The 25,761-nt window shown below is 69.3% G+C and carries 19 protein-coding genes and 4 pseudogenes; 7 read left to right on the top strand and 16 right to left on the bottom strand.

Features of this window, described 5'->3' with window-relative positions:
- Positions 1-211 precede the first annotated feature (211 nt).
- The 6 genes and pseudogenes from OIE69_RS40985 to OIE69_RS40960 form a co-directional block, all read right to left on the bottom strand.
- A pseudogene (locus OIE69_RS40985) lies at positions 212-816 on the bottom strand (IS5 family transposase); the annotation flags it as partial.
- A gap of 339 nt (positions 817-1,155) precedes the next feature.
- Positions 1,156-2,259 carry a Gfo/Idh/MocA family protein gene (locus OIE69_RS40980; RefSeq protein WP_326580543.1) on the bottom strand — a complete coding sequence of 368 codons (1,104 nt, stop codon included), beginning with the start codon at positions 2,257-2,259 and terminating at the stop codon, positions 1,156-1,158.
- A gap of 122 nt (positions 2,260-2,381) precedes the next feature.
- A pseudogene (locus tag OIE69_RS40975) lies at positions 2,382-2,618 on the bottom strand (cyanase); the annotation flags it as partial.
- Between the two features lie 12 nt (positions 2,619-2,630).
- Positions 2,631-2,906 carry an SDR family NAD(P)-dependent oxidoreductase gene (locus OIE69_RS40970; RefSeq protein ID WP_326580541.1) on the bottom strand — a complete coding sequence of 92 codons (276 nt, stop codon included), beginning with the start codon at positions 2,904-2,906 and terminating at the stop codon, positions 2,631-2,633.
- The gene (locus tag OIE69_RS40965) at positions 2,903-4,102 is read right to left on the bottom strand and encodes a cysteine desulfurase-like protein (RefSeq protein WP_326580539.1); all 1,200 of its coding nucleotides are present in this window, start codon (positions 4,100-4,102) and stop codon (positions 2,903-2,905) included. Before OIE69_RS40965 ends, OIE69_RS40970 begins: the two co-directional genes overlap by 4 nt.
- Positions 4,103-4,142: 40 nt before the next feature.
- Positions 4,143-4,352 (bottom strand): hypothetical protein, encoded by a 210-nt coding sequence (locus OIE69_RS40960; protein WP_326580537.1) that lies wholly within the window; start codon positions 4,350-4,352, stop codon positions 4,143-4,145.
- Here OIE69_RS40960 and OIE69_RS40955 point away from each other — a divergent pair.
- Entirely contained in the window at positions 4,351-4,635 is a 285-nt protein-coding gene (locus tag OIE69_RS40955; RefSeq protein WP_326580535.1) for a hypothetical protein, read from the top strand. The two genes, OIE69_RS40960 and OIE69_RS40955, sit on opposite strands and share 2 nt — an antisense overlap.
- 554 nt (positions 4,636-5,189) lie before the next feature.
- Positions 5,190-5,959, top strand: a pseudogene (locus tag OIE69_RS40950) (transposase).
- Here the strand turns inward: OIE69_RS40950 and OIE69_RS40945 are convergent.
- Together OIE69_RS40945 and OIE69_RS40940 are read right to left on the bottom strand one after the other, a co-directional pair.
- Complete coding sequence (locus OIE69_RS40945) at positions 5,953-6,261, bottom strand: DUF7677 family protein (protein WP_326580533.1); 309 nt, start codon at positions 6,259-6,261, stop codon at positions 5,953-5,955. The pseudogene OIE69_RS40950 and the gene OIE69_RS40945 sit on opposite strands and share 7 nt — an antisense overlap.
- Before the next feature lie 128 nt (positions 6,262-6,389).
- On the bottom strand, positions 6,390-6,899 hold the full coding sequence (locus OIE69_RS40940; protein ID WP_326575265.1) for a hypothetical protein: 510 nt from the start codon (positions 6,897-6,899) through the stop codon (positions 6,390-6,392).
- A 666-nt stretch (positions 6,900-7,565) separates the two neighbouring features.
- Between OIE69_RS40940 and OIE69_RS40935 the strand changes: the two genes are divergently transcribed.
- A complete protein-coding gene (locus tag OIE69_RS40935) occupies positions 7,566-8,129 on the top strand; it encodes a hypothetical protein (RefSeq protein ID WP_326580531.1) in 564 nt (187 codons plus the stop codon).
- Between the two features lie 234 nt (positions 8,130-8,363).
- Positions 8,364-8,567 (top strand): hypothetical protein, encoded by a 204-nt coding sequence (locus tag OIE69_RS40930; RefSeq protein WP_326580529.1) that lies wholly within the window; start codon positions 8,364-8,366, stop codon positions 8,565-8,567.
- A 469-nt stretch (positions 8,568-9,036) separates the two neighbouring features.
- On the opposite strand, the gene OIE69_RS40925 is transcribed toward OIE69_RS40930, so the two are convergent.
- From OIE69_RS40925 to OIE69_RS40900, 6 genes and pseudogenes are all read right to left on the bottom strand, one after another.
- On the bottom strand, positions 9,037-9,816 hold the full coding sequence (locus tag OIE69_RS40925; RefSeq protein WP_326580527.1) for a hypothetical protein: 780 nt from the start codon (positions 9,814-9,816) through the stop codon (positions 9,037-9,039).
- 338 nt (positions 9,817-10,154) lie between these two features.
- Positions 10,155-10,343 (bottom strand): annotated as a pseudogene (locus tag OIE69_RS40920) (IS5/IS1182 family transposase); the annotation flags it as partial.
- Positions 10,344-10,595: 252 nt separating this feature from the next.
- Positions 10,596-11,858 carry a hypothetical protein gene (locus OIE69_RS40915; protein WP_326580525.1) on the bottom strand — a complete coding sequence of 421 codons (1,263 nt, stop codon included), beginning with the start codon at positions 11,856-11,858 and terminating at the stop codon, positions 10,596-10,598.
- Complete coding sequence (locus tag OIE69_RS40910) at positions 11,851-13,392, bottom strand: alkaline phosphatase D family protein (protein ID WP_326580523.1); 1,542 nt, start codon at positions 13,390-13,392, stop codon at positions 11,851-11,853. The genes OIE69_RS40915 and OIE69_RS40910 overlap by 8 nt, the downstream gene beginning before the upstream one ends.
- 847 nt (positions 13,393-14,239) lie before the next feature.
- The gene (locus OIE69_RS40905; RefSeq protein WP_326580521.1) at positions 14,240-14,881 is read right to left on the bottom strand and encodes a hypothetical protein; all 642 of its coding nucleotides are present in this window, start codon (positions 14,879-14,881) and stop codon (positions 14,240-14,242) included.
- A 717-nt stretch (positions 14,882-15,598) separates the two neighbouring features.
- Positions 15,599-16,525 (bottom strand): DMT family transporter, encoded by a 927-nt coding sequence (locus OIE69_RS40900; protein WP_326580519.1) that lies wholly within the window; start codon positions 16,523-16,525, stop codon positions 15,599-15,601.
- Positions 16,526-16,546: 21 nt separating this feature from the next.
- On the opposite strand from OIE69_RS40900, the gene pdxR reads away from it, so the two are divergent.
- The 3 genes from pdxR to OIE69_RS40885 all read left to right on the top strand — a co-directional run bounded on the left by pdxR (position 16,547) and on the right by OIE69_RS40885 (position 20,822).
- Positions 16,547-18,115, top strand: coding sequence for a MocR-like pyridoxine biosynthesis transcription factor PdxR (gene pdxR, locus OIE69_RS40895; protein ID WP_392567631.1), 1,569 nt, complete (start codon positions 16,547-16,549; stop codon positions 18,113-18,115).
- Positions 18,116-18,528: 413 nt separating this feature from the next.
- Positions 18,529-19,647: a hypothetical protein gene (locus OIE69_RS40890; RefSeq protein WP_326580515.1), complete on the top strand. Its 1,119-nt coding sequence runs from the start codon at positions 18,529-18,531 to the stop codon at positions 19,645-19,647.
- Positions 19,644-20,822 (top strand): ankyrin repeat domain-containing protein, encoded by a 1,179-nt coding sequence (locus tag OIE69_RS40885; RefSeq protein ID WP_326580514.1) that lies wholly within the window; start codon positions 19,644-19,646, stop codon positions 20,820-20,822. The genes OIE69_RS40890 and OIE69_RS40885 overlap by 4 nt, the downstream gene beginning before the upstream one ends.
- 179 nt (positions 20,823-21,001) lie before the next feature.
- Here the strand turns inward: OIE69_RS40885 and OIE69_RS40880 are convergent, their stop codons facing one another.
- Both OIE69_RS40880 and OIE69_RS40875 read right to left on the bottom strand, forming a co-directional pair.
- Positions 21,002-22,168 (bottom strand): ROK family transcriptional regulator, encoded by a 1,167-nt coding sequence (locus tag OIE69_RS40880; protein ID WP_326580512.1) that lies wholly within the window; start codon positions 22,166-22,168, stop codon positions 21,002-21,004.
- A 279-nt stretch (positions 22,169-22,447) separates the two neighbouring features.
- Positions 22,448-25,756, bottom strand: a complete 3,309-nt coding sequence (locus OIE69_RS40875) for a PQQ-dependent sugar dehydrogenase (RefSeq protein ID WP_326580510.1) — start codon at positions 25,754-25,756, stop codon at positions 22,448-22,450.
- Between the last annotated feature and the right edge of the window lie 5 nt (positions 25,757-25,761).

The following is a 25,761-nucleotide window of genomic DNA, read 5'->3' as shown; positions in this document are numbered from 1 at the left end:
GCCGGGATGGCTGGAGGGCAGGGGCGGGCAGCCGGAGGGCTACTGTCACCGGCAGATGATCGACCAATGCCACGAAGTTAAGAGCCCAGCGGCGGTGTCGAGCGTGGGCGGGATGCGAGGGGCCTCTGCTATCCAGGGGATCGACCAAGATCTTCCTGAGAAAGCAGAGGCCCAGTGGCTCAGTCTGTCACGGGCGGAACCGATGACGTGTTCGCGCCTGGTCCCATCGTCGCAGGTGAGCGTAGTCGTAGGCTTTGTCCGCGTAGAGCTTGGAGGGCTTGCGTCGGCGTGGTCCGCGGCGGGAGCGGATCGGCGGTATGCCGCGGATCAGGGGGATCAGGGCCTGGCTGTCGTGGGTGTTCGCTCCCGAGATCCCGATGGAGATGGGCAGACCGGAGCCTTCAGTGATCAAGTGGATCTTCGACCCTTTCTTGCCCCGGTCGACAGGATTCGGGCCTGTCAGGTCCCCCCTTTCAGGGCCCGCATGTTCACCGAGTCGATCTTCCACCGGCTCCAGTCCAGCTCACCGCGTGCGCCGAGCTCGTCGAGCACCAGGCGGTGCAGCTTCGCCCACACCCGAGCCTTGGTCCACTCCGTGAACCGGCGATGCGCCGTCGCTCCCGACGGCCCGAATGACGGCGAGGGCAACTGCTGCCAGGTACACCCCGACGTCGCCACGAACACGATCGCCGCCAGCACTTCCCGATCCCCGTGCCGCCGCCGGCCACCACCTTGCGGCCTCGTCGGCGCAGGCGGCACCACCCGCTGAAACAAGGCCCACAACTCATCCGGCACCGGCCGCTCAACAATCCCCACACCCGCAGACTACCGAACCAGCCAATTGAGATGACTTCTAAGAACTCCCGGCTCGGGATTCTCCGTGCATCAGCTTCTGCGAAACCCCACGTGGGGAATCCACCAGGCCGACCGTCTGCACCGCAGCTGCCGCGGCGGCCGAGGTTCCAGTACCCGCTGATACGGCTTGGTTCCCAGTCCGCACGTGATCACTGGCACCAGCTTCGTCGCCTGGCAAACTTCAGCAGCCACGAGACTTCGGCGAGCTCGGGTCCCGTGGACGTTGCCCATGGCGGCCGGGCTGAGGCATCGGCCAGTGCGCCGCGGGCGGGCACGAAGGGAGCCGGGCGGCCGGCGGGATCAGCGGGCCGCCCACGCCTCCACCGCAGTCGTCACCGGCGCCCCCGTAAGCGCCGACTCGTCGACGGCCAACGCCAGCAGATGGTCCTGGCAGCCCTCCGCCAGCGGATACGGTTCCGGGCCGGCGTCCCGGACCCATGCGCCCGTGCGGCACAGCAGGTCCACCACGGCGAGGTCGTCCTCGGACAGGCTCGCGCCCAGATAGTCGTTGCGCCACACAACCCGTCCGTCGAACGAGATGTGGTGCACCTCCGCACCTTCGAGGTTGAGGTCGGTGCCGGTGCGGCGACGCACCAGCGGGGACTCCACCGGCGTGCGCGGATCGGCCATCCGCACCACCGTGTCGTCCACGATCTCGCCGAGCGAGCCGCGCACCACAATCCGGCGGGCGCGCAGCGGATTCCACCACTGGTTGTCCGTGAAGTCGTACAGGCCCGTGCGGGCCCCGCCGAAGTCCAGGAGAGCGAGAGTGGTGACGGCGTCCTTGGGCGTGAGGTCGTCCGACCAGCCGCCGGGGGACAGCGGATCGGCGAGCGGCGCGGTGAAGGCCCGGGCCGTCACCGTCACGGGCCCGAAACCGACACCCAGCGTGTGCCGGATCAGCGACATCGCGTGGTACATGTGGGTCGAGGACACCTGGACGGACGTAATCTCGCCGATCACCCCTTGTTGTACGAGGGCAATACGAGCGGCGTGGCCGGGCATCAGTGTGTACTGCTCCGCGACCTGGACGAGTCCTCCGCCCCCGGCGCGCGTCGCGCCTCCCACGGCATCCCACAAATTCCGAAGCCCGGTTACGTCGGGCGCCGGCGGTGTCTCCGCGAGGACCGGCACCTCGTGCTCGACGAGTTCCCGTACGACCTGGGGCGTAACCTCCCACGGCACCGACGGGATCACGAACTCCGGTTCACTGCCGCATAGTTCACCGACCGTCCGGAAGGCGGGCACCCCCCACTCCGCCTCCACCTGGGCGGCTCGTTCGGCCGAGCGCGTCACCACGCCCGCCACCGCCAGCCGTTCGGGCAGCGCCCTCGCCAGCCGGGCGAAGAACTCGGCCCGCCAGCCACTGCCCACGATGCCGAACCGTATGGGTGCTGCGCTCACGTGTCCGCTCCTTCCCGCGTCCGAGGCGCGAGTCTAACCCGGCGACCTGTACCACGCGCCGCCGTGACGGCGCACCTGCCCGGGCCGTACAGGACCTGGACATGACGGCACGTGCCCGGGCCTCACCCCGGAGGCGGGTGCTCGGTCCCGGCACCGTTCAGGGAAGGCCGGGCCGCCCTCGGTGATCGGCCCGACCACTCGTACAGCAGGAACTTGCCGTCGAGTACGACCACCGCCCGGTCGCCTGCCGAATCGGGGAAGCGCCGGACGTCCAAGCGGAAGTTGACGGCGCTCATGGTGCCGTCACCGAACTGCTCGTGAATGAGTTCCTTGATGATCGGGCCGTAGACCTGGAGTACTTCTTGAAGCCGCTACGTGGTCGGGTCCACGGGGACGGCGGAGTCGAGCGCGCCGCGGTCGCAGGGCGAAGGTGGTTCCTCATCGAGGTCCCGAAGGAGGGCCGCCGCGTTCGCACCGACCGGGCCGTCGATGGCCGAGCGGGTCATACCGGACGCAGCCACCTGCTCGGCCTCCCGTGCAGACCTGTTGCAGTGCACCGCGGCCTGGTCGCCGGCCCGCGCGAGCGCCGCGGCGACGGCTCGGCCAATGCCCCGGGACGCGCCCGTGACCAGCACTCCGCGGTTCACCTGGCCACCTCCGTGACACCGTCGATCAGCCGCTGCACGTCCTCGCCGTCGACGTACGGGGCGAGCCCGGCACGCACCGCACCGGTGTCGCCGAGCCCCAGCAGCCGCGATGCCTCCAGCGCGTAGAAATTGCCCGCGGGGGCGTTCACACCGCGCCGCGCCAGCCGCTCATAGACCTCCCGGCCGGGCACTCCCTCCACGGAGAAATACACCGTCGGCGTACGGCGTGCCGGCGCGCCGTGCAGCCGAACCCCGCCGATGCCCGACAGCCCCTCCAGCAGCCGCCCCAGCAGATTCTGCTCGTATGCCTCGACCGCTCGCATCGACTCCAGCACCCGGCTGCGCCGGTCGCCCGCGGAGGACTCCAGTGAGGCGATGTAGTCCACGGCCGCGGTGGTGCCGGCGAGCATCTCGTACGGCAGGGTGCCCAGTTCGAAGCGTTCCGGCACGTCGTCGGTGGAGGGCAGCAGCTTGTCCGGTCGCAATTCCTCCCACAGTCCGGGATCGGCGACCACGACACCATGGTGGGGGCCGAAGAACTTGTAGGGCGAGCACGAGAAGAAGTCGGCGCCCAGGGTGGCCAGGTCGACCGGCGCGTGCGGCGTCAGGTGCACCCCGTCCACGTACAGCAGGGCTCCGACCTCGTGGACGGCCGCGGCGATCGCCGCCACGTCGGGGCGTGTGCCCAGCACGTTCGACGCCCCGGTGACCGCCACCAGCCGCGTCCGGCCGGACAGCTGTTCCCGCAGGGCGTCGACGCTCAACTCACCACTCCTGGGATCGAACGCGGCCCACCGCACCGCCGCACCGGCGGATTCCGCGGCCTGGATCCACGGCCGGATGTTGGCATCGTGGTCCAGACGGGTGACGACCACCTCGTCACCGGCTGTCCACTGCCGGGCCAGGCTACGGGAGACGTCGTACGCCGCCTGCGTCGCCGACCGGGTGAAGACGACGCCGCGCGGCTCGCAGCCGAGAAGGTCCGCCATGGCCCGCCGCGCCTCCTTGACGATGTGCTCGGCACGGCGCTCGGCGGCTGTCACCGCGCCCCGGTTGGAGATGCCCGAGCACATCACCGCAGCCATCGCCTCGGCTACCTGGTGGGGCACCTGTGAGCCACCCGGCCCGTCGAAGTGGGCCACCTTTTCCCTCAGCGCGGGGAAGTCGTCACGGATTCGCAGGACATCGAGATGCATGCACCTATCCTGCCGGAGCGCGGATTCCGCGCGGGCCGGGTCACACAGGACGGATCCGGCCCCGCGGCAACCAGCTGCACCTACGCCTGGCGCGTACGCGCCTGGGACTGAAAGTCAGCTGGACCGTGGTGGTCTCCACCTGTGAGATCGCCCAGTCCTCATCCCAGCCGTCGAGTTGTCTGGCACGCCTGACGATGGCATCCAGCTCGGCCGGATAGTCGAGTTCCATGGCTGCCTCGGTCCAGATCATGACAGCGCCTGTCGCGGGGTCGAGCGACCCATCGGCGATCTGCTCGGCAAACCAGCAGGCCAAGCGGCAGTCGGATCCGCCGGTGCTTCGAGTCGGCGTCCGTGACGCGGAGCATCCGTACGGCTTCGCCGAGTTCGCCGTCGACCCGGGCCGTCACCCCGGTGACATGACCCGCATCCACGTCACCTACTACAACATCATCACGCCCACAGGTGAGCTGTCGGTCTTCGAGAAGTTCACGCTCCAACGCCGTCGTAGTGACGGCGGCCACAGCCACCACTGACCCACCGCGACCAGCATCAGTAGTCGGCAACGCCTGGGGCCGGGACGACGTCCCGGCCCCAGGCGTTGCCGACCAGGTGCCCTTGCGACACCCGCTCTAGGAGTTCGTTCGCTCGGGTTCGCCCTCTGCCACAAGAGGCCGGCAGCAATCAATCCAGCACTGTGCAACACCGCCGACGTCCGCATGTGTACCGCTCCGTTGCCGTCATCTTCTGCCGTGAGGAGCCGCGAATCACCGACCGACGACGATCGCCGCTGCGATGGACCGATGGGCCGCGCTCTGAGCTTGGGAATCAGCGGGCCCCTGGCCTGGTTCGTGGGCCTGACCTGCGAGGACGGCTGCGTCATGAGTGAGCTGCGGCTCGCGTCGCGACCTCTGTTCACCGCCTAACGACCTCGATCAGCACGTTGGTCTCGCCGGGGAGCTGCATGTGCACAGTCTGCCCGTCGAGCCGTCAGTCGGAGCGGCGCCTTGAGGTGCTCACGTTCTTGGCGAGAGCAACCATTGCCTAAGGGCTGTCCCGTAAGTGATCTAGCTTTGCGATGATCTTGACCGTGTCAGGTGTGATCACGGCGTCCGAGCCGTCCTGGATAGCCCCGTTTACCGGACTGAGCCCGCGCGCCTTCGGCAAGTTGGTGACCGCGCTGCGTCGTGAGGGTGCCGACTCCCCGGGCCGGGGCCGGCCGTGGAAGCTGTCGCTGGAGGACCGAGTGCTACTGGTCGCCACGTACTGGCGGACGAACTTGACGATGCGACAACTGGCCTTGCTGTGCGGGGTGTCGAAGTCAGCCGCGGACCGTGTGATTGACGAGTTCGGCCCGAGGCTCGCGCTGCATCCTCGCCAGCGGTTCGCCAGGGACGCGGTGCTGATCGTGGACGGCACCCTGGTGCCCACCCGGGACCACAAGGTGGCCGAGCAGTCGAAAAACTATCGCTATTCCACCAACCCCAAGTGGTCATCAACGCCGACACCCGCCTGGTCGTGGTGGTCGGCCGGCCGCTGCCGGGCAATCGCAACGACTGCCGGGCCTGGGCGGAGTCCGGCGCGAAGGCCGCCGTCGGCAACACGATCACGATCGCCGATGGCGGCTACCCGGGTACCGGGCTCGTGATGCCGCACCGCCGCCGCAAGGGAGAGGATCTGCCCGACTCGAAACAGGCCCACAACAAGTCCCACAAGCAGGTTCGCGCCCGTGTAGAGCACGCCTTCGCTCGGATGAAGACCTGGAAGATCCTGCGCGATTGCCGCCTACGAGGAGACGGCGTGCACCACGCGATGCGCGGCATCGCCCGCCTGCACAACCTCGCCCTTACCGGTCAATAGAGTTGGCATTCCCACGGCTCGATGTCCGGCTCCCCAAGGGGTAGCCTCCCGGTGCAGTATCGGTAGAGCCAGACTGCAGCCCTGCGCTCCGCATGCTTCTCGTTGACCGGCTCTCCCTGCTCATCCAGTTCGAGGACATTCGCGAAGATCGCGACACAGATCTCCATCTGGGAGGGCGACTCGCGCAACTCCTCCCAGTAGTCGACCCCTTCCAGCAACGGGTGACCTACCGACCCCCGGGCAAGCCATCCAGCGAAGCGTCGGAGAGCACCGGAAGCACCATGACTGAGATGCGAAGGCATGCGAAGAATCTAGCCCTAGACTTCCCCGACCGTTCGTCGACCCCTCACCGCAGGAAGTGACAGCCCCTCAGGGGGTGATGCCGATAATTACGGGACAGCCCTTAGGCGATCAACCCTGTGACGCGGGCTCAGTGCCTCGGGGCTGACGACGCTCGGTTCCGCAGCAGTTCGTGAACAGCGAGGACGACATCGCTGGTGATCTCTTCCCACGGGGTTGACCAGTTCTCGTTCCAGTCGTCGAGCGCGATGGCGCACGAGACGATGGGCTCCAACTCAGGCGGATACCGGAGTTCACTGGCTGCTTCGGTCCAGATCATGTCCGCGCCGGTTGCGGGGTCGAGCGACCCATCGGCGATCTGCTCGGCAAGCCAGTAGGCCAGTTCCCAACGAGCGGCAGTCGGATCCGCCGGTGGTTCGAAGACGAAGCCGAGCTCGTCCATCACCTGATCGAACAGCTCGGGCGCTTCGGGTTCCTCGCGCCGCCCGAGGCCGGCAAGGAGTGGCAGGGACGGCGTGTCCACGTCGGCCAGGAGGGCGTCGAGAGCCGCTGCGATGAGCCGATCAGAGCCCACGGGCCGTCCGAACGCACGCGACCGCGCGAGCATCTTCAGCTGCCTGACGGCCTCGTCCTTGGTCACGTCCGCACCCCCTTGTCGACCATGCCGGACCGGCATCGTGTCACGTCGGTAGAGCTCGGTCGCAAGCGGTTTTGGGGCACGACACGGCAGGCGGAAAGACCACATCCAGAGGCGGAAGACCAGCGTGATAGCTGCCGTCGACCGCTGCCGTTGATGTCGAAAGTGGATGTCAAAGGCCCCAGACCTTGATCGGTCCGGGGTCTTTTCCCTTGTGCCCCAGGCAGGATTCGAACCTGCGACACCCGCTTTAGGAGTTCATTCGTCGCTGCATGCCTGCTGCCACGTTGCTACCACGAAGGGGCTTGGGTAGGTCGCCTGCTACCGCGGCAGGGGCCACGTGCGTACGGTCCTGCTAGCGTCACCTTCTGCCGTCAGAAACCCGTAGAACGCCTGCATCCCCCGACTGCAACTGCTTCGGCAGTCGACTGCCCAGACGGGCCGGTCCTCAAGCCATTGAAGCTGCTGACGGCGGGACGAGCCATGAGCCCGGAAATCACCGGGCTCGGAAGGCCCCCAGATTGCCTCTGACCTGCAAAAAAGGGCTGTCCATACTGCCACGTCCGGGCTCGTCGACGACCTTGGTTGACCGCGGTTCACCACCTGATCGGGCACGGCTGGAGTCAATATCCCGTGCCGCTTCTGTACCCCGCCTGGCACACTGCCCGGGTGTCCAACTCGTACGCGCGGCCGATTCTGCGGACCGAAGACCTCTCTATGGCGCTCCGCGTGGTCCAGGACCTCTTGGAGCTCGCCGATACGGTCGGCATGGAAGTGGACTTCGAGGCCATTGCTCACACGCCTCAGGAACTGGCAAGAATCCTCCATATCGCGCCGGGTGCGGAGTGGTGGTCGTATGGGCCTGGCCGGGCGGTCCGCTCCGGCGAGGGGAAATTGGTGGCAGCCGACCACTTGCCGGTGTACCTCTCCGACTGGTGCCGGGAGCCTAGCGAGGTGGACGTCTTTCTGGCCGCGGCAGGCAGCGCGCCAGCCATCGTTCGTTGGGACTTCAACGCATGGCCGGCGGCACCGGAGGCCGGTCTGGGCCCGGGCGGGAGTCGCGGCGCGTACGTGACATTGACCGTCAATTCCCACAATCTCTACTTGGACGAACCTGGCGGCCTGCACACAGTGTTCGTCCACGTCAAGCAATTCGAGGCGGAGCGCGCGCCGTGGCTGGCGAAGCAGGTTGGACAGGAGGTGATTGGTCCATTGACCATGGCGCCTGTCTGACCGCCCTGTTGGTCGGCGAGTAGCTGCGACGAGCCAGCGTGCGCGCTTTCCCAGTCTGTTGCTCCAGGCCCGCGACCCGTCCATGGCGTTCACCTGCGTCCGAGCCTGTGCGGCGTAGCTGGTGCCTGCGGCCGCACCCAGGTGAATGTGCCCGGACGCCAGCGAATGAGACGGAAACTGAGACGGGTTGGGTCCGGCTTGCGCCGGAAGTCTTGGCCGCACCAGGAAAAGACGATGAAAGAGTGGACCGACGACGAGCACCTCTTTTATGTAAATGCCAGCGAGGGTTCCCGCCTCTGGGAGATGCTGGCGAACCATACGCAGAGTGAGGAGGAATACGTCCCGGTCTTCTCCCGGCTCATCGTGCGGTGGCAACGCCTCGGGTTCCTTAAGGTTCGCCAAGGCCCCGAGTGGCCGGCGGTTTACGTCCGGCGATGATGTTCCGACCGATCAGGTAGCCGCCCTCGTACAGGACCCAGCGAACTGGAAGTACTCCGCCTGGGCGGCGACTACTACGGCGCCGTCCACGTCAACACCGGTGCGGTGACCGGCCACATCCACCGCACCTGGGGCAACGGCGTATGGACCAAGGAGGCGCCCTCGCTCGGCGCCGCAGGAGGAGCCGAGCATCTTCATCGCGGTGACAGTCGGAGAACGGCCGATCACGGAGCTGGAGGAGGACATGGGGGCGCTCGAAGACGACGGGCAGGCAGATGAGGCCGAGGCCGTGCTGCGGCGTTTCATCCCGGCCGCCGACTATCCCCCTCCCCCACGACCACCTTCCGGCCCGGAGTGCAGGACCCACCGCTCAGCGGTGACCGCCCGCCAACTCCCCATAAGCGGCCGCCTCATTGGTCGAGTCTGCGGTAGCGGATGAGGTGCAGGCGGCGATGCTGGTCGCACCCGCTCAGCCGACCGAAGTGTTCTGTGTCGCCTTGCGTGCTTCGGTGACGGCTCGCTGCCTCAGCTTGCCGCCGGACAACTGAATCGTGGTGGCGGCCAGGATGTCATCCCTGCCGATGGTCCACCCGTCCCCCCTGCGGGTTGACAGGGCCCCGTCGGAATCCTTGACGAACGGGGGTGGGACCGGTTCGCCCGACATCACTGGGGTGACCGTACCGAAACGTTTGACCCCGCCCTCGCGAACGACCATGGCCGCGTCTCGGGCGAGGTCCGTCAGGAACACGCTCGCGATTCCGTCCAGGTCGCGGACCATCGCCGGGACAGCCGTCGCCCTCTGGCTCCGCAGCAGCTTCTTGACCCCGGCCTCGAACCGGTGGGCGCCGACCACAGCACTCGGTTTGCGCGACCTGCTGCGCCTACGAGAAGGCACGATGGCGCCCTCGGCGTCGTACAGGACACCGGTCAGGCCTCGAAACGTCGGGCTGTGGTCGTACCACTTGGTCCCCACCTCGAGCTCCATGTTCCGGTCGATCGCCGAGAGAAGGTCCCCGGGAATCAGTTTCTTCCGGGCCTCCTCCGCCGCCGCTCTCCTCGCGCCGTCGACAATCTCCGTCAGCACCGTCCGCGTCACCGACGCGGCGGCCCACGCGGCCGACCGAGAGACGTGCATCGGGGTCACGTCCCTGAACACCGCTTTGACGAGAGAAGGCTTGAACGGCGAGACATCCATCGCCGAGGCGGTCTCGAGACCGCTGCGCTCAGGGCCTGCGGGCAGTGTGGTCATCGGAAGGAAAGCTCCCTGCTGTCGGAGTGATCAGAGGCCCACACTTCACCACGCAGACCCGCTCTCTTCCCCCATCCTCCGTCGAAGCGGCACCCGGTCAAGGGCCCGACGGGCACATCCCGACGGCCAGGCCGATGATCAGCCACCTCCCGCATGCCTCGTACCGTGGCAGCTGCGTCCCCCCTCCGGCTGTACCCCGTTCTCCCCAGCCGCTGCCACCGAGGAGGAGCGGCCGGTGAAGCGCACGCAAAACGACAACTGGGCGGCCAACCTGCGGGGGCCGAAGGCGTTCCATGCCCGTGGAACGCACTTGAACGTGACCCGAAGAGCCTGCGGCAGCAGATGAGGGTGCAGGCGATGCCAGTGAAGGCGAGGAAGTGGTCGGCTTTGCGTTCGTAGCATCGGTGGAGGCGGCTGCAGCCGGCGAGCCAGGCCATGGTGCGTTCTACGCTCCAACAGTGACGGCCCAGTCGTTGCGAGGACTCCACTGCCTTGCGGGCGATCCGGTGCGTGATGCCCCGCTCACGTAACCATCGCCGCAGATGGGTGTAGTCGTGACCTGGTCGGCATCTTTAGACGCAGGCCTCGAACCGAGCGCTTGACGACGAGGGCCTCGGCTGACTCCTGAAGGCCGCGACGGGCACGGCCGATTCCGGGCCGCCCCGCGGAGGTGATCCGACAGCGGTGCCGGCGGACCGCGTTCTTGCGCGGTTCCGGAGCCGACTGCTGGATCACCCCACCCGGGGTGGCCCGGTGGACGTCCGCGGATCGAAAGGACGTCACCAGTCCGAGTTGGTCGCCCCCAGACTCAGCAGGACCTGGTCGAAGGTGTTGCCGTCGTTGTCATCGGTGTACGACATGGAGAGTGTGCCGAACGGGGAGGAGGCCAGCGAGAGCTGCTCCTGCCGACCGGTCGTGACCTGGCTGACGGACTGGGCCGGCAGCCGGCCGGCGAAGGTGCCGTCGGGGTTGAGGCCCCGGGCCCAGACCGCTGGATCGGTTCCGGCGACGCTCCAGCCGACCACGGCGTCGCGCTGGTCGTCGATGCCGACGGTGGGGTTGCCCGCTCCGGCTCCGCTGGAGACCTCGACCTCGGCCGAGCCGGCGGTGCCGGTCGCGGTGAACGATCGGGCCCAGACGCCACGGGTCCCGGTGTGATCGGATTCCCAAGCCACGGCGAAGTCGCCGTTGAAGTCGGCCGCCACGGCCGGGCGCTGCTGCTGCCCGTCGCCGAGGCTGTTGGCACTGCGGCGGCTGAGTGCGACCGCCCCGTTCGCCTTGGCCAGCTTCACCAGACCGATCTGGTAGGCGCCGTTGTTGTCGGTGTCCTCGTCCCAGACGACGACGGCGTCGCCCGAGGCGGAGGCCGCGACGTCGGGGTTGTGGTGCGCGCCGCCGGCCGCGTTGACCGTCACCTCGTAGGCCTTGGTCGTGGTCCCGGTGAACCCGGCTGCCTTCACCGTCGCCGCCGCTGTGCCCTGGATGTCCTCCCACACCACGGAGAACGCGACCGCCGTGGTGCTGTTGGGCGCGCCGTCCGGATCGACCGCGACGCGCGGATGGATCTGCTGGCCGTCGGCGCTCGCGTTGGACTGGCCGGAGCCGAGGAGCGCCCCGGCCGGGGAGAGCACACGGTAGGTGATGTTGTAGAACCCGTTGCCGTCCGGGTCGTCCGCCCACACGACGACGGCGTTGCCCCGGTCGTCGAGTCCCACGTCGGGTTGGAGATGCCGCCAGGCCACGCCCGCGGTCCCGCCGGCCGAGAGCTTCTTCTCGTAGGCCGAGACGCCGTTGCGGTACATCCGCACCCACACGTCGCTGTGCGCGTTGTCGCTCGGGTTGGTCGAGTCGCGGTCGTCCTCCCACACCACCGCGACGTCGCCGAGGCGGTTGGCCGCGATCGAGGCGGTGTCCTGGTCGCCGGCGGAGTCGCTGTTCGCGGTCACCCAGGACGAGGGACCCGCCGCCGAGGCCGGGGTGACCATGGCGAGGGCGGCGACCAGGCCGGCGACGGCTGCGCCGAGTACGGAGAGCTTACGCATCGGCCAACCCCGGCCTTCCGTCGTGGATGACAAAGGTCCGGGCGGTGGTCGCCGGCGCGCCGTGTTCGGTCACCGTCGCCACCGACCGGAAGTCGGCTGTGAGCTGCGACGGCGTGATGTGCGTGCGGACGTAGCCGCGCCGTTCGGAGTAGAAGCGCAGATGCGGGTTGAGCGATCCGTTGGGGATCGCCGTGGTGGCGCTTCCGTTGCCGGTGCTGGTGATGGAGGTGCAGACGAGCTCGGAGCCGATCGTCGCCGACGACGGATTGGCATAGTCGGCCTTGAGGTCGTTGCCCCACGACGCGTGCACGTCACCGGTGAGGACGACCGGGTTGCGTACGCCGCGGTCGATGATGCCCTGCTGGATCCGCGCCCGGCTGCCCCGGTACCCGTCCCAGGCGTCCATGTTCATCGCACCCGCCGAGTTCACGTTGCGGGCGAAGAAGACCTGCTGGCCTATGAGGTCCCAGGTGCTCAGGTGTTGGCCGAGTCCGCCGAGCAACCATGCCTCCTGGTTCGCGCCGGTGATCGAACGGGCCGGCAGATCGGCGTCGGCGCAGACCTTCATCCCGTCGCCGCAGGCCTGGTCGTCGCGGAACTGGCGGGTGTCGAGCATGTGGAACGTGGCGAGGGTGCCCCAGCGGACCCGGCGGTAGAGCTGGATGCTGTTGCCGGAGGGGGTCGCGGCGGCCCGCAGCGGCATGTTCTCGAAGTATGCCTGGTACGCGGCGGTGCGACGCGCGGTCCACTGGGCCGCCGTCAACGCAGGGCTGCTGTCGGCGCGGACCGTGTTGGCGTAGTTGTTCTCCACCTCGTGGTCGTCCGGCACGACCAGCCACGGCGCGATCGCGTGCGCGGCCTGCAGGTCGGGGTCGCTGCGGTAGAGCGCGTAGCGGCGGCGGTAGTCGGCCAGCGACACGATCTCGCTGCCGAGGTGCTGGCGCACGGCGCCGGAGGTGGCGCCGCCCTCGTAGATGTAGTCGCCCAGGTGCAGGATCAGGTCGGGGCGGTCGTCGGCCATGCGTCGGTAGGCGGTGTAGTAGCCCTGCTCGTAGTGGGCGCACGAGGCGAAGGCCATCGTGAAGTCTCGCCCGACCGTGTTCGGAGCCGGCGCGGTGCGGGTCCGGCCCACCGGTGAGATGAAGCCCTGGGCCCGGAACCGGTAGTAGTACTCCGAGTCCGGGGCGAGTCCACCGGCCAGCACGTGCACCGCGTGGGCCTGTGCGTAGCGCGCGGTGGACGTACCGGAGCTCACGAGGGTGGTGAAGTTCTGGTTGGTCGACACCTGCCAGTCGACGGCGATGTCGGCGTTTGGCATGCCGCCCTGACCGTCCGCGTTGGTCGGTGCGGGAGCCAGACGCGTCCAGAGAACCACGCTGTTGTCGTCCGGTTCGCCGGAGGCGACACCGAGCGTGAAGGGGAAGGGAGCGGAGGCGGCGGCCGACGGCTGCGCCATCGCCCCGAGTTGGAGCGCTGCGACGCTCGCGGTGGTGAGCCCGCCTAGGATGAAGATGCGGCGACTGAGGTTGCTCATGGCCGCAGATGCTCGCGGTCGCAGGTGAACTTCCCGCCCTGCGATGGGGACGGTCAAGTGACATGACCACGCCGCGAGTTGGCGGGGTTTTGTACGGCTATCGCGGGTGCCGGAGCTGGCACTCAGCCGCTGATCAGCCGTTGCGGTTCAGCCGCACTGTTCACATCCTCGGCGTCCGTTAACCGCCCGTCCAATAACGGCCCTGACACGCAACCCGTCCTTCATCTGCTGACATGCATCGACCAACGAGCAGCACGTCCTGACGGGCGTCATGTCGCTCACCGGGGAGCCCAGCAGGTCCCACCGATGTCTCCCGGAATGCGCGAGGGCATCGTGCCGGCCGGGTCGCTCCGCAACGGCCGGCGAGAGCGCCGCAGGTACCGAAGTACGGACGCAGCCGATTGTCTACAGGGCCTGCTTCCAAGTCCGGGCCCTCTGCGACCGGGGATCGTCCGCCTGGATGCCCGCTGATGCCCTATTCGCATGCACGTAACGAACTGGGCTCGCCGGCGCCGAGCGGGGCACGCTTCGCCCAGCATCACGCGGACCTCCACCTGTGCGGCCCGGCCAAGGCTCCCTACCCGGGAATCTCCGCCCCTCGGATTGTGCGGGCCGTCCCCTTCAGGATGCGCTATCAGTTGCGGCTGGGTCTCGGCGCTCCGTGGCACCACCTGGTTCGGGGTTAGGTGTGAGGCACTGTTGATGAGGTCCCAGTCGCACTCGGTGAAGGTCCGCGGCCCAACGCCATCGCGGCCGTGTACCAGCTGTGCTTCCCGCGCAAGCGGGGGTGGTCCGCGGCCCCACTGCCCTGGTCAGGGTGGTGGGGCCGCTTTCTTGCGTTCCGGGGTCAGGTGGCCGGGACCGGCACGGCCACCGGTTCGTCCTGGCCTTCCCAGGTCACCCAGACCTGCGCCGGGACGGGGCTGCCGGCCGCGCCGACCATGATGAACTCCGTGGCCTCGCCGGGCTGCACGACGGCGTTCTCCGGCACGTTTCGCACGATCCGGTTCATCCGCGCGCGGTCCATGCGGACGCCTGTCGCGGTGCCTGTGCCGGTGTTGCGGAGCCGGAACAGCGACCTCCTGACCTGCTCGACCTGCCAAGCGACTTCCTGGCTTTCGGGACGGGTGCGCCGCGGTGGGGCCACGATGCCACCGGGGATGCCGCCGCCAGGGCGGCCACCGGGCCGGCCTCCGGGGCGGCCGTGCCCGTCCCGGGTCTCGTGCCCGCCGCCGGGCCGCACGGCCATCTGACGCACGATCGCCTCGATGGCGTCCGCCCGGCGCTCGGCCGCGGCCGCGCGGCGTTCGGCGGCCTCGGCGGCCCGCTGGCTGATCTGCGCGGACTCTTCGTTCAGCGTTGCCTGCTGGGCGGCCTCTGCCGCTTGGTTTCGGTCGCGGCGCCTGCCGTCCAAGATGGCGTACGCGGTTCCCAGGACCGAGATGAGGATGGCCGCCCAGGCCGGGGCGTCGCCCCAGTCGATGCTCATGGCCGGAGCGTATCTGTCGGTAGGGACACGTACGGCGGGCCGGGTGCACGCTGACCTGCCCACCGACCTCGAACGCCTCTGCGCTCGAGCAGTACTTGGTCATGCAGCTCGATCGGGCCCCGGGGCAGCGCCCGGCCGGGCGCGCACCGGGAGTTGCCGCCGGACCGCGAGCGGATCACGGCGGTCGGGCGGTTCGTGCGGACGCAGCTGGGCCGGTTCCGGCAGCAGATCCACGAGGTGGAGACCGGCCATGAGGCGTGGATCCCGGGCCCGGCGACGGCGCGGCCCGTGCAGCGCCTCCCGGCCGGCAGGAAGGGCGGCGGCGGGCGGGGCGTGGTGCACCGGGGAACAGCCACGTCAGGGCCCCAGCGTGCCGAAGCCCCGCGCCACAGCGGCCCAGGAGCCAGAGCCTAGAAACCATGTCGCCCACTGCCGGAAGGGGAGCGCAGTACCCAGCACAAGCCGCAATGCCACATACGCGTTCGGCCAGGGGCGCTTCGCTCAGCCAGCCCGGCCTGGCCGGGTTCCAGTTCAGCGCGACCTCGGCCTCGATGCTGCCGCCCGCGCGTTGTCCTTCGACGTGGGCGTACAGGCTGTCCCTGGTCTTCGCGTCGACGTACCGGCTATGGGCCGACGCGGACGGCCGGGCGGGGCCGACGTCCGTCCATGACGTCGGGCGGTGCCTGCAAGGCGCTCCCGACAGGCTGTTGACAGCCGCTACCTGGAACGTGCGGAGGTGGGCGGGTCAGCTCGTACGACCTCCGCGGCAGGGACGTGGCGCGGGCGCAGACCCAGCACCAGGCCGAGGATCAGCACGGCGATACCCAGCCATACCGACGGGCTGGGCGTGCCGCTGCCCGAGATGCTGCCGACAGCCGCCGCGGCGAGCGGCGCGATGCCGGTGAGCAGTCCGGCCCGCCCGGATCCGACGGCGCGGACCGTCGAGTACCACAGGACGAAGGCGACCGCCGTCACCATCAGCGCCAGATAGCCGATGGCGGCCCATTCGGTACCGGACAACTCCCCCGCCGCCAGGGGGCCTTCGGAGCCCGCGGCGAGAACGGCCAGTAGCGCAGCAGCCATCCACATCGCGTGCACGGACACCCCCCACGGGGAGTGCCGCCGCAGGACCGGTACCGCGAGAAGGGTGAAGGCAGCCTCGCAGACCAGGGCCAGCGCCGCCCAAGCCACCCCGACCGCGTCGGTGCGACCCGATCCCTCCACCAGTACCGCTCCCGTCACGACCACCGGGGCCGCCAACAAGAGCTGCCGGCTGGGCCGGCGCCGTTCCAGCGCCGGGCCCACCAAAGCGAGGACCAACGGTACGCACGCGACCGCGACGGCAACCGCCGCGGGCTCGGCATGCTCGACGCCCCGGATCACTGCCACGTTGAACAGCAGCAGTCCGGTGACAGCGATCCCGGCGAGCCACAGCCACTCCCGTCCTCGTGGCCACACCAGCCGTGTGCCGACGAGCCGGGCGACGACCAGCAGGATCACCGTGGCGATCGCATAGCGAACCGCCTGCGGGGTGAACAGCGGGGCATCCACGAGGGTGTGCGAAACGGTAACGCTGCTGCCGACCAGCGCCATCCCGAGCATGCCGGGCACGAGCTGGGCGAGGGGAGCGGAAGGTGTGTGCATACCGCTCACGCTGCCCGCACAATGGACGTCATGGACAGGTCCACAAAAGCGTCGGTGGGGAGGTCCAAACAGACGGAGGATCCAGCGGACAAGGCGCCGGACCGCGGCACTTCACTCGGCTCGGACTTCCTGCAGCTGGAGATCGGCCAGGTACCCGCAGGCGGCCGCACCGCCTGGCTCACGGACCAGCTGCGGACCGCCATCGCCGACGGCCGGTTGCGTGTCGGAGCGAGGCTGCCCGCCAGCCGGGTCCTGGCGGAGGAGCTGCACGTCACCAGGGGCATGGTCACCGAGGCCTACCGGCGGCTCGCCGAGTCGGGACAAATCGCCGGTCGCGGCCGACAGGGGACGGTGGTCGTAGCGGCTCCCGCCGCTCCGCCCGGACGCGCACACGACATGCCGGAGACCGGAGCCGGATCCGGCACCGCGATCTTCGACTCGGGCGACCGCGAGGGCGCCGTCGACATGCTGCGGGCCATGCCCTGCCGAATCGACCTGTCACCCGGTGTCCCCGACCTCGCCGCCTTCCCGCGCCCCGGGTGGCTGCGCGCCGAGCGTGCCGTCCTCGCGGACGCCGCCCCGGCAGACTTCGGCTACGGCGATCCCAGGGGCGCGCCCGCCCTGCGCCGAGCGGTCGTGGGCTGGCTGGCGCGCAACCGTGGAATCCGCGCCGCCCCCGACGAGGTCGTGGTGGTCGCGGGTGTGGCACAGGCTCTGAGCCTGCTCGCGCGGCTTCTCCTGGCGGACGGGATCCGCCGTATCGCCGTCGAGGACCCCGGATCCCTGGGGGCACGCCAGCAGTTGGAGTACGGAGGCCACTCGATCGTGCCGATCCGTGTGGACGCCGGTGGCCTCGACGTCGGCGCGCTGCGTGCCAGTGGCGCCCGGGCGGTACTACTGACCCCGGCCCACCAGTTCCCGACCGGTGTCGTCCTCGACGGGGAGCGCCGCCGAGAGCTGCTGGACTGGGTCGCCGAGGGCGGGGTGGTGATCGAGGACGACTACGACGCCGAGCACCGCTACGACCGGCCGCCCGTGCCGGCACTGCGCTCGTTGATGCCCGAGGGGGTCTGCTACGCGGGCAGCGTCTCCAAACTGCTCGCGCCCGCACTCCGCATCGGATGGCTCCTCGTACCGCCGGACCGGCTGAACGCCGTCGTGACCGCCAAACGGTACGCCGACCTGGGCAACGGCGTCCTCACTCAGCTGGTCCTCGCCCGGCTGATGGACTCCGGTGAGCTGGAGCGGCATCTGCGCCATGTCCGGGGGCGCCACCGCCGGCGCCGGGACGTGATGCTGAAGGCCATCGAGGAGCACCTCCCCGGTGCCCACGTGCACGGGACAGCCGCCGGCCTGCACCTCATGGTCACCTTCGGCAACCCGCCCGACGGCGCCCCCGACCCCGACCTGCGCGACAGCGCCCTCGCCGCGGCGGCCCTCGACCGGGGTGTGAAGGTACATCCGCTCTCCTGGCACCGCATCGGCCCCGGGCCGCCCGGCCTGGTACTCGGCTACGCGGCGGGACCCGCTCACGACATCGAGCAGGGCATCGCCACCATTGGTGCCGCCCTGCGCGGGCTTCTTCCCTGACGCCCGTGCGACTCAACGATCAGGACGGTCAGCCGGCCCCGCGACGCGCCGGGCCTGCGTGACCGGTCTCGGCGTCAACATGTCGGCCCCGTACCCGCCGGCTTGGGTACAGGGCCGATGGGCAACGCAGATGCCACGCCCCCTCCCGTCAGGCCGATCCACAGGTACCGAGCACTGCTCCGCTGCCCTCGGCCGCCGCAGCATCTTCATCGGCGTAGCTCGCTGTTCCGGACCGGCGCCCTGGAGGATCAGGCGGTCCCGCAGCCGGCGCGGCCGGGGGACCTCGCGCTCTTGGGCAGGGGCCAAGGTCTTGCCGTCCGTGGGTGACGCCAGATGAGAAGTCCATTGCCTCGGGAGGTCTGGGCCGGCATCATCCCTGGCATGATCAAGAGAATCGAGTCCTCCGTCCGCCGGTGAGCGTGACGACCGAGCGTGGTCCGCTCGGATCCCGGACGACACTGTTCGAGCACGCTCTGCGTCTGCATCGGCACGATCCTGACAGCGCCCTGCCGCGGGACGGCGAGCCGTATCCGGACGACGACGTCCACCGTCGCCGGCAACCGCCCTGCTCGCCGAAAGACCGGCGCCTCAGGGGCACCGAGGTTGCCGTCATTCTCGACGCGTACTTCGACACGGCTGATGCACCACCCAGTCAACTCGCCGATGCCTTCCATGATGTCGACGTCCCGATCCACCGCAACGAGCACATCGCCGCCGCGGCGCTGCGTGCGGACAGGCAGCGGGTGCGACAGACCGGTCGGTGGCTCGTGCGGCACAGCGCGGATCGATGCTCTGCCACCGTCGGCCTTGCACTGCTGGCAGCGGACTGGGCGGAGGAAGACATCCCGCTGATCCAGACCATAGGCCTGCTGTCGAACCAGTTCGGTGCGTTGGCCGCCCATGCGCTGCGACGTCGCCGCGGCGGCGACCAAGCCCTGTTGTGGCTTGCCCAGCGAGTTGCCGGCTGGGGCCGGGTCTACGTCATCGAGGCACTCTGCCAGCACCCGACGTTGGAGTCCCGCCGGTGGCTGCTGCGGCACGCCTGCGACGGCGACTTCCTCAACGGCTACTTCGCCGGCCAGGTCGCCACCGCCGCTCACCTGCATGAAGCCATCGTGGCCACCGAGGTCGACGACGACCTGGTCGATCACACCGGTCGGCTCTTGAGGTTGATGGCCGATTGCGGCGGCATGGGCATGACCTTGAAGCAGTATCCACCGGCGCCCGACGTGCTCGCCGCACATGCCGCGCACCTCGGCCTGCGGGCACCGACCGCGGGCAGATACGTCGACGCCGCAATGATCGTCGACCACCTGACGGACAAGGCCCCGGAACACGGCGGGTGCACCGCCGCACAACGTGACCGCATCGTGCAGCACTACCTTGCGGTACTCAACCGGCAGGACTGGTGCGACACGGTCCGCGCGGACCTCGACGCGGACACCGACTTCTTCGCCTGGTTCACCAGCAATGTGGCAGCGCGGCTGCACCTGCGAGCTTTCACTGACCTGACGAGTGGTGACGACCGATGAATTCTGCAGACGATCAGCGCCTGATCGAGGCGGTGCAGGCCCGTGACGAGACGGCCGTCGGACAGGCGCTGGCCGACGGTGCGGACCCGAACGTAACGGTCGGCCGGTTCCGGGGGTCAGTGCTGGCCGAGGCTGCGCGCGACGGCAAGCTGGGGATCGTACGGCTGCTGATGGACGCCGGCGCCCGCATGGAGCCCGCTGACCCCTACACCGCGTCGCCGCTGCGCTCGGCCGTACTCGAGGCGCACACGGAGGTGGTGCAGTTCCTCGTTGCCCGCGGAGCCCTCGCGGCGGAGCCCGCCACCAGGTCGAGTGTGCTGACGGACGCCGTGTCCCACACCTCGTTCCACCCGAGACCAGCGGCTCTTGCCACGCTGCGGGTGCTGCTGGAAGCGCGGGCGGCCCCGGGCCCGGCCGACGAGGCACCTCTTGTCACCGCCGTCATGCGTCCCGTCGCGCCGGCCGCACTGCGCCTTCTCCTCGCGCACGGTGCGGACCCCGACCAACGCCGCTCCGACGAAACACCAGCCATCGTCATCGCCGCCCGCCGAGGCGATCACGCCGCCGTGGACGTACTCCTGCAGGCCGGCGCAGACATGGAAGCCCGAGACCGCCAGGGACGAACCGCGTTGATGCACGCGGTGGAACGCAACGAACGACCAGTCATCACCGCCCTTCTGCTGGCCGGCGCCGACACGGACGCCGTCAGCGCCGACGGCATGACCGCGCTGCACCTCGCCCGCGGCTGGCAGCGCCAGAACGTGCAGTTCATGCTGGGCGAACGGCACGCCGGCCTGGACGACGTACCCATCGCTCGCACCGCCGTCCGCCTCACCCCGACCCACGTTCGCCTCACCGGCGATCCGCAGATGCTTCAGCTACTGGCGAGCGTCATCGACATTGCACTCGACGACCTCGGTGACGACGAGTGGCAGTGTCGGACCGGCACAAACGCCGAGACAGCGCAATCCGTTGCGGCCCGGCTGCGCGAGGACATGGTCCGAGCGGCCAACGCATCGTGGCATCAGCTGGACGTGACCGCAGACGAACTCGGCGCCGCGCGCTCGGCTTTGGTCGAACTCGCCTACGGCACCACGCGCGGCACGCCGGCCGGCACCAACCGACTGGAGATCATCGACCTCCTTGCGGAGCTCGATCGACAACTCAGCCGTTGAGACTCCTATAACGGAATGAGAGGAAACGCGTCCTCCTTGTCGCGGCCGTTGCCGCCCGGCCGTGACGGGTCGGCCCGATCGGGCGAGGACCCGGGACGCACGCCGAAGCAGGCTGGCTCTGGCCACGCCGCCGGGGCTGAGTACCGGGGCCGGGGCGACCGGCGCATCCGTGCTTTCCGTCAGAGATGTTGCTGGAAGTCCAGTTCGCTGGCCAGCAGAGCGGCACCGGCGACACCGGCGCGCGGGCCGAGTTCTGACAGCACGATCTGCAGGTTCCCGGTGGCGAGCGGCAGCGAGCCCTTGTACACGACGCTGCGGATCTCGGCGAGCAGCAGATGGCCGAGGCCGGAGACGCCGCCGCCGATCACAATCATCGACGGGTTGATGAAGCTGACCAGCGTGGCGAGGACTTGCCCCACCCGGTGGCCGCCGTCCCGGATCAGGTTGACGCACGTGACGTCCCCGCCGGCCGCGCACTCCGCCACGTCCACGGCGGTGAGGAGGCCCTCCGCGGCGAGGCGTTCGGCCAGCGCCGGCGACTGCCCCGAACGGGCGGCCTCGGTGGCGTCGCGGGCCAGGGCCACTCCTCCGAAGAGGGCTTCCAGGCAGCCGGTTCTGCCGCACGAGCAGGCAGGTCCCTCAGCCTCGACCTGGATGTGGCCGATGTCGCCCGCGGATCCTTCCGACCCGCGGTAGATCTGGCCGTTGACCTGCACACCGCAGCCTATTCCGCTGCCGATCTTGACGAACAGCAGGTTGTCGACGGTCTTGGCGACCCCCGCGTACCTCTCGCCGAGGGCCATCACGTTCACGTCGTTGTCCACCACGACCGGGCAGCCGTGCGCGCGGGTGAGGGTGTCCCGGACGGGGAAGCGGTCCCAACCCGGCATGATCGGCGGGGAGACCGAGATCCCCTCCTTGAAGCTGACCGGCCCCGGAAGGCCTATGCCTATGGAGTTGAACCGCGCGCACCCGGCCTGGTCCGCCATTTTGTTCAGGAGTTCGTTGACCCGGTCCAGGACCGCGCGCGGGCCTTTGCGGATATCGGCCGGCTCGGCATAGGAGGCGATGGGTTCCAGTCCTCCGTCGGTGATCTCGATGTCGATCGAGCTGGCCCCGAGGTCCACCGCTGCGAATCGGATTTCGGGATCGAGTTGGACGAGAGTGGAGGGGCGGCCGCCTCGAGAGGTGGCCGGTCCCGCTTCGAGCACTTTCCCGGCGGCGATCAGGCGGTCGAGTTCAGCCAGCAGCCTCGGCCTCGCCACTTCCAGCTGGTCGGACAGCTGTGCGCGCGACAGCGGCCCGAGGTCGCGCAACAGGCTCAGCGCGCGGTACTGGATGGTCACAGGCTCACTTCCCGGGTATCAGCCGCATGTGTGACAAAACGTTAGGGGCGTTACGTCATAAGCGTCAATGGCTTTCGCGCGAATCGCCGAAAGTTAAATCAGAAACAAAAAAAGCATCAGCGTGTCGAAAAGTTACCCGACCTGAACCCCGGTCCGGGACGGCCGGCATGCGGGCACACTTCAGGGCCCGGCGGCGGCCGTCCGGCGACGGTCACTGGTGGGCCCTGGAGCCGCCGGCAGGGTGCTGCCCGCCGTGACGGCCGGGCAGCACCCTTCGCATCAGTCGGCCAAGCCTCCCTTCACGGCGAGGGCATCGCGGGCAAGGGCGGTCCGCGCGGTCGCGTCGGTCACCAGTTTGGTGTCCTTGGCCAGTTGCGCGACCTGGTCCAGGACCGCGGCTGACTGGTTGGTGCGCCCTGCGTCGGCGTGCGCCCGGGCCTGGTCGAGCCGGACCGTCAGCCGTTGCCGGCCCTGCTCGGTCAGCCGGTTCTCCGCACGCAGTTGGGTGATCAGCGTGTCCATCTCGTCGAAGGAGGTGCGGGTGGTGAAGTGCACCGTGCGCGTGGTGGTGTTGCCCGCCGCGTCACGACCTGTGGCCACCAGGTCGTGGTCACCCAGCGGCAACCGCCACAGCAGCAGTGGCTGCCCCGGGGTGACGGGCGTCCCGTCCAGCGTCGCGGTCGCGGTCGGCCCTCCGGAGACGGCGTCCGTGACCGAGACCACGGGCGTCGGGCGCTGGGAGTCCCCGTAGGCGGTGTCAGCCGTCACGCCCGTGACGGTCACCGCGGGTCCGGTCCGGTCGATCCGAACGGCGATGGTGCCGACCGCGGAGATGTTGTTGGCCGTGTCCGTCGCCCGGTACCGGATGGAACTCATCCCCTCCGCGGAGAGGCTGACCGTGCTGTTCGCGCTCAGCCAGGTCGTTCCGCCGTTGAGCGAGTACTCCCGGCTCCTGACGGCTCCGTTGTCGGTGGCACTGACGGTCAGCGACACATTGCCGGTGTACCAGCCGTTGCTGCCGGTCGGCTGCGCCGGGTTGAGGGTGGCCGTCACCGTCGGCGGGGTCCTGTCGGCGACACCGGACCCCTGGAAGGTGAAGGAGTCCACGTCGACGCCGCCCGAGGACGTGACGTAGAGCTGCCCGGAGCCGGCGGGAGCGTCGCCGAGTGCCGTGTTGATCGTCTGCCAGCCGTCACCCGCCGGGACCGTGATCGTGGCGAACGGGTCGGACCTGGGTGTGCCCCAACGCAGCGACAGCGTTCCGGCGCCGGTGGCACGAGTCTGCACCCCGGTGATGCCGGCGAAGGACACCGGGTCGTAGCCGATCCAGTCGCCGTTGTCGAAGGCGGTCAGCTTGCGCTGTCCGGATGCGGTGGCGTCATCGGTGATCACGACGCCCTGGGACGAGTCGTAGTGTTCGCCCTGCATGAGGGCGGGGTTGAGGACGACCTGGGCGTCGCTGGTCGCAGGCGGCACAGAGCCGGCGCCCCGGTCGGTGTAGGTGAGACCGAGGACGCCGAAGACGTTCTCCGTGTCACCGTGGCCCGCGTCGGCCGGGGTGGTGATCGCCCCCGAGCAGCCGGTCCCGCTGCTCACCGGGTGGCCGTGCTGGTTGTGGCCGAGGCCGAGGGTCCAGGCGGCCTTGGTGCAGTCGACGTTGGTGCCGTCCTCCGGATCGTCGATCCGGGTGGCGTACGGCACCACGTCGCCCCAGGTGAAGAAGCCACCGTTGGGCGGGGAGGTGAACGCGACCGTCGGAGCGGTGTTGCCCACGGTGATCTGCTTGCTGCTCAGACCGGTCTTGCCCTCGGGGTCGGTGACCTTGAGTCGGGCCTGGAGCTGGCCGTTGTCGGCATAGATGCGGGTGGCCGTGGAGCCGGTGGTCTCGAAAGTGCCGTTGCCGTCGAGGTCCCACTGGTAGGTGAGGGCGGAGCCTTCCGGGTCGGTGGAGCCGGTGGCGCCGAAGGAGACGGTGAGCGGCGCCTGGCCCGAGGAGGGGCTGGCGCTGATCACCGCGGTGGGGGCCTTGTTGCCCTCGGCGTAGTCGATCCGGTAGAGGCCCGCGTCGGGGTTCTGCCGGAAGAAGCCGTCGCCGTAGTCGAGGACGTAGAGCGCGCCGTCGGGGCCGAACTCCAGGTCCATCGGGTTGTCCCACGGCGGGATGCCGTTCTCGGAACGCTGGCTGTTGGGGAGTACGTTCTCCAGCTTGGTGACCGGACCGTCCGGGCCGGCCAGGGTCAGGGCGGCGACGTAGTCCTGGGAGAACTCCCCGAAGAAGGCCTTGCCGTCCCAGTAGGCGGGGAACTTGCCCGGAGCGGGATTGGACGCCTCGTAGTGGTAGACCGGGCCGCCCATCGGGGCCTGGCCGCCGGGGCCGCCAGGACCGCGGAAGGCGGTCAGTTCCGGCCAGGGCTGGTCGGTGTCGCGGTCGCCGTACCACAAGGTCGCCGCCCTCGACGGGGGCAGCTCGGTGAGGCCGGTGTTCCAGCGGGAGTCGTTGACCGGGGCGGCGCAGTCGAAGGCGGGGCCGGGGGTGAGGGTGGCGAAGTCGAAGTCCCGGTAAGGACGGGTGTTGTCACCGGTGCAGAACGGCCAGCCGCTGTTCATGGCTGTGGTGGTGGTGTCCCACTCGACGTAGCCCATCGGTCCGCGGTTGGGGTCGGCGTTTCCGGCGTCGGGGCCGTAGTCGCCCCACATCACCGCGCCCGTGGCCTTGTCCACCGTCATCCGGTAGGGGTTGCGCAGGCCCATCACGAAGATCTCGGGACGGGTCTTGTCCGTGCCGACGGGGAACAGGTTGCCCGGCGGGATGGTGTACGTCCCGTCGTCCTGGACGTGGATGCGCAGGATCTTGCCGCGCAGGTCGTTCGTGTTGCCGGAGCCGCGGCGCTCGTCGAGGCCGGGGTTGTAGGTGGCCGCGTCGTTGATCGGGGTGTAGCCGTTAACATTCGGCCCGGACGCCGGCGTGTTGCCGCCGGTGGACAGGTAGAGGTTGCCCTGCGCGTCGAAGTCGACGTCGCCTGCGACGTGGCAGCACTGACCTCGGTTGGTGGTGACGCGAATGATCTCCTGGGCGGTGGACAGGTCGAGCTTGTCCCCCGTCCACTTGAAGCGGGTGAGGGTGTCGTAGCCCTCCCACTGCTTCCAGTACGCGTCGGTCTGCCCGGCCGGCAGCCGCTCGGGGGCCGCGCCGGCGGGAGTGCTCAGCGGCGGCGAGTAGTAGAGGTAGACCCAGTGGTTGGTCGCGAAGTCCGGGTCGAGGGTGACGGTCTGCAGACCCATTTCCGAGTTCTGGTAGACGTCGATGTGGTTGACAACCTTGGTGATCCCGGTGCCGGGGTCGGTCATCCGCAGATCGCCGTTGCGGGCGGTGTGCAGGACTCGCAGATCGGGCAGCACGGCGAGGTCGATCGGCTCGCCGGTGTCCTTGCTGAGTGTGGCCTTCTCGTAGTTCGACCAGTCCACTGCGGGGTCGGCGGCGGCCGTGCTCGCCTGCCCCGTGTGTGCGTCGTCCGGGTGCGCCTGCGCAGCCGGTGCCAGGGCGAGACCGCCCAGCATGGGCAGCGACGCCAGGAGCACCCCGGCCATGAGGC

This window comes from Actinacidiphila glaucinigra (assembly GCF_035918135.1).
Lineage (GTDB): Bacteria > Actinomycetota > Actinomycetes > Streptomycetales > Streptomycetaceae > Actinacidiphila > Actinacidiphila glaucinigra.
Note: the sequence above shows the minus strand (reverse complement) of the source record. Positions and strands in the feature narration are given on the sequence as shown.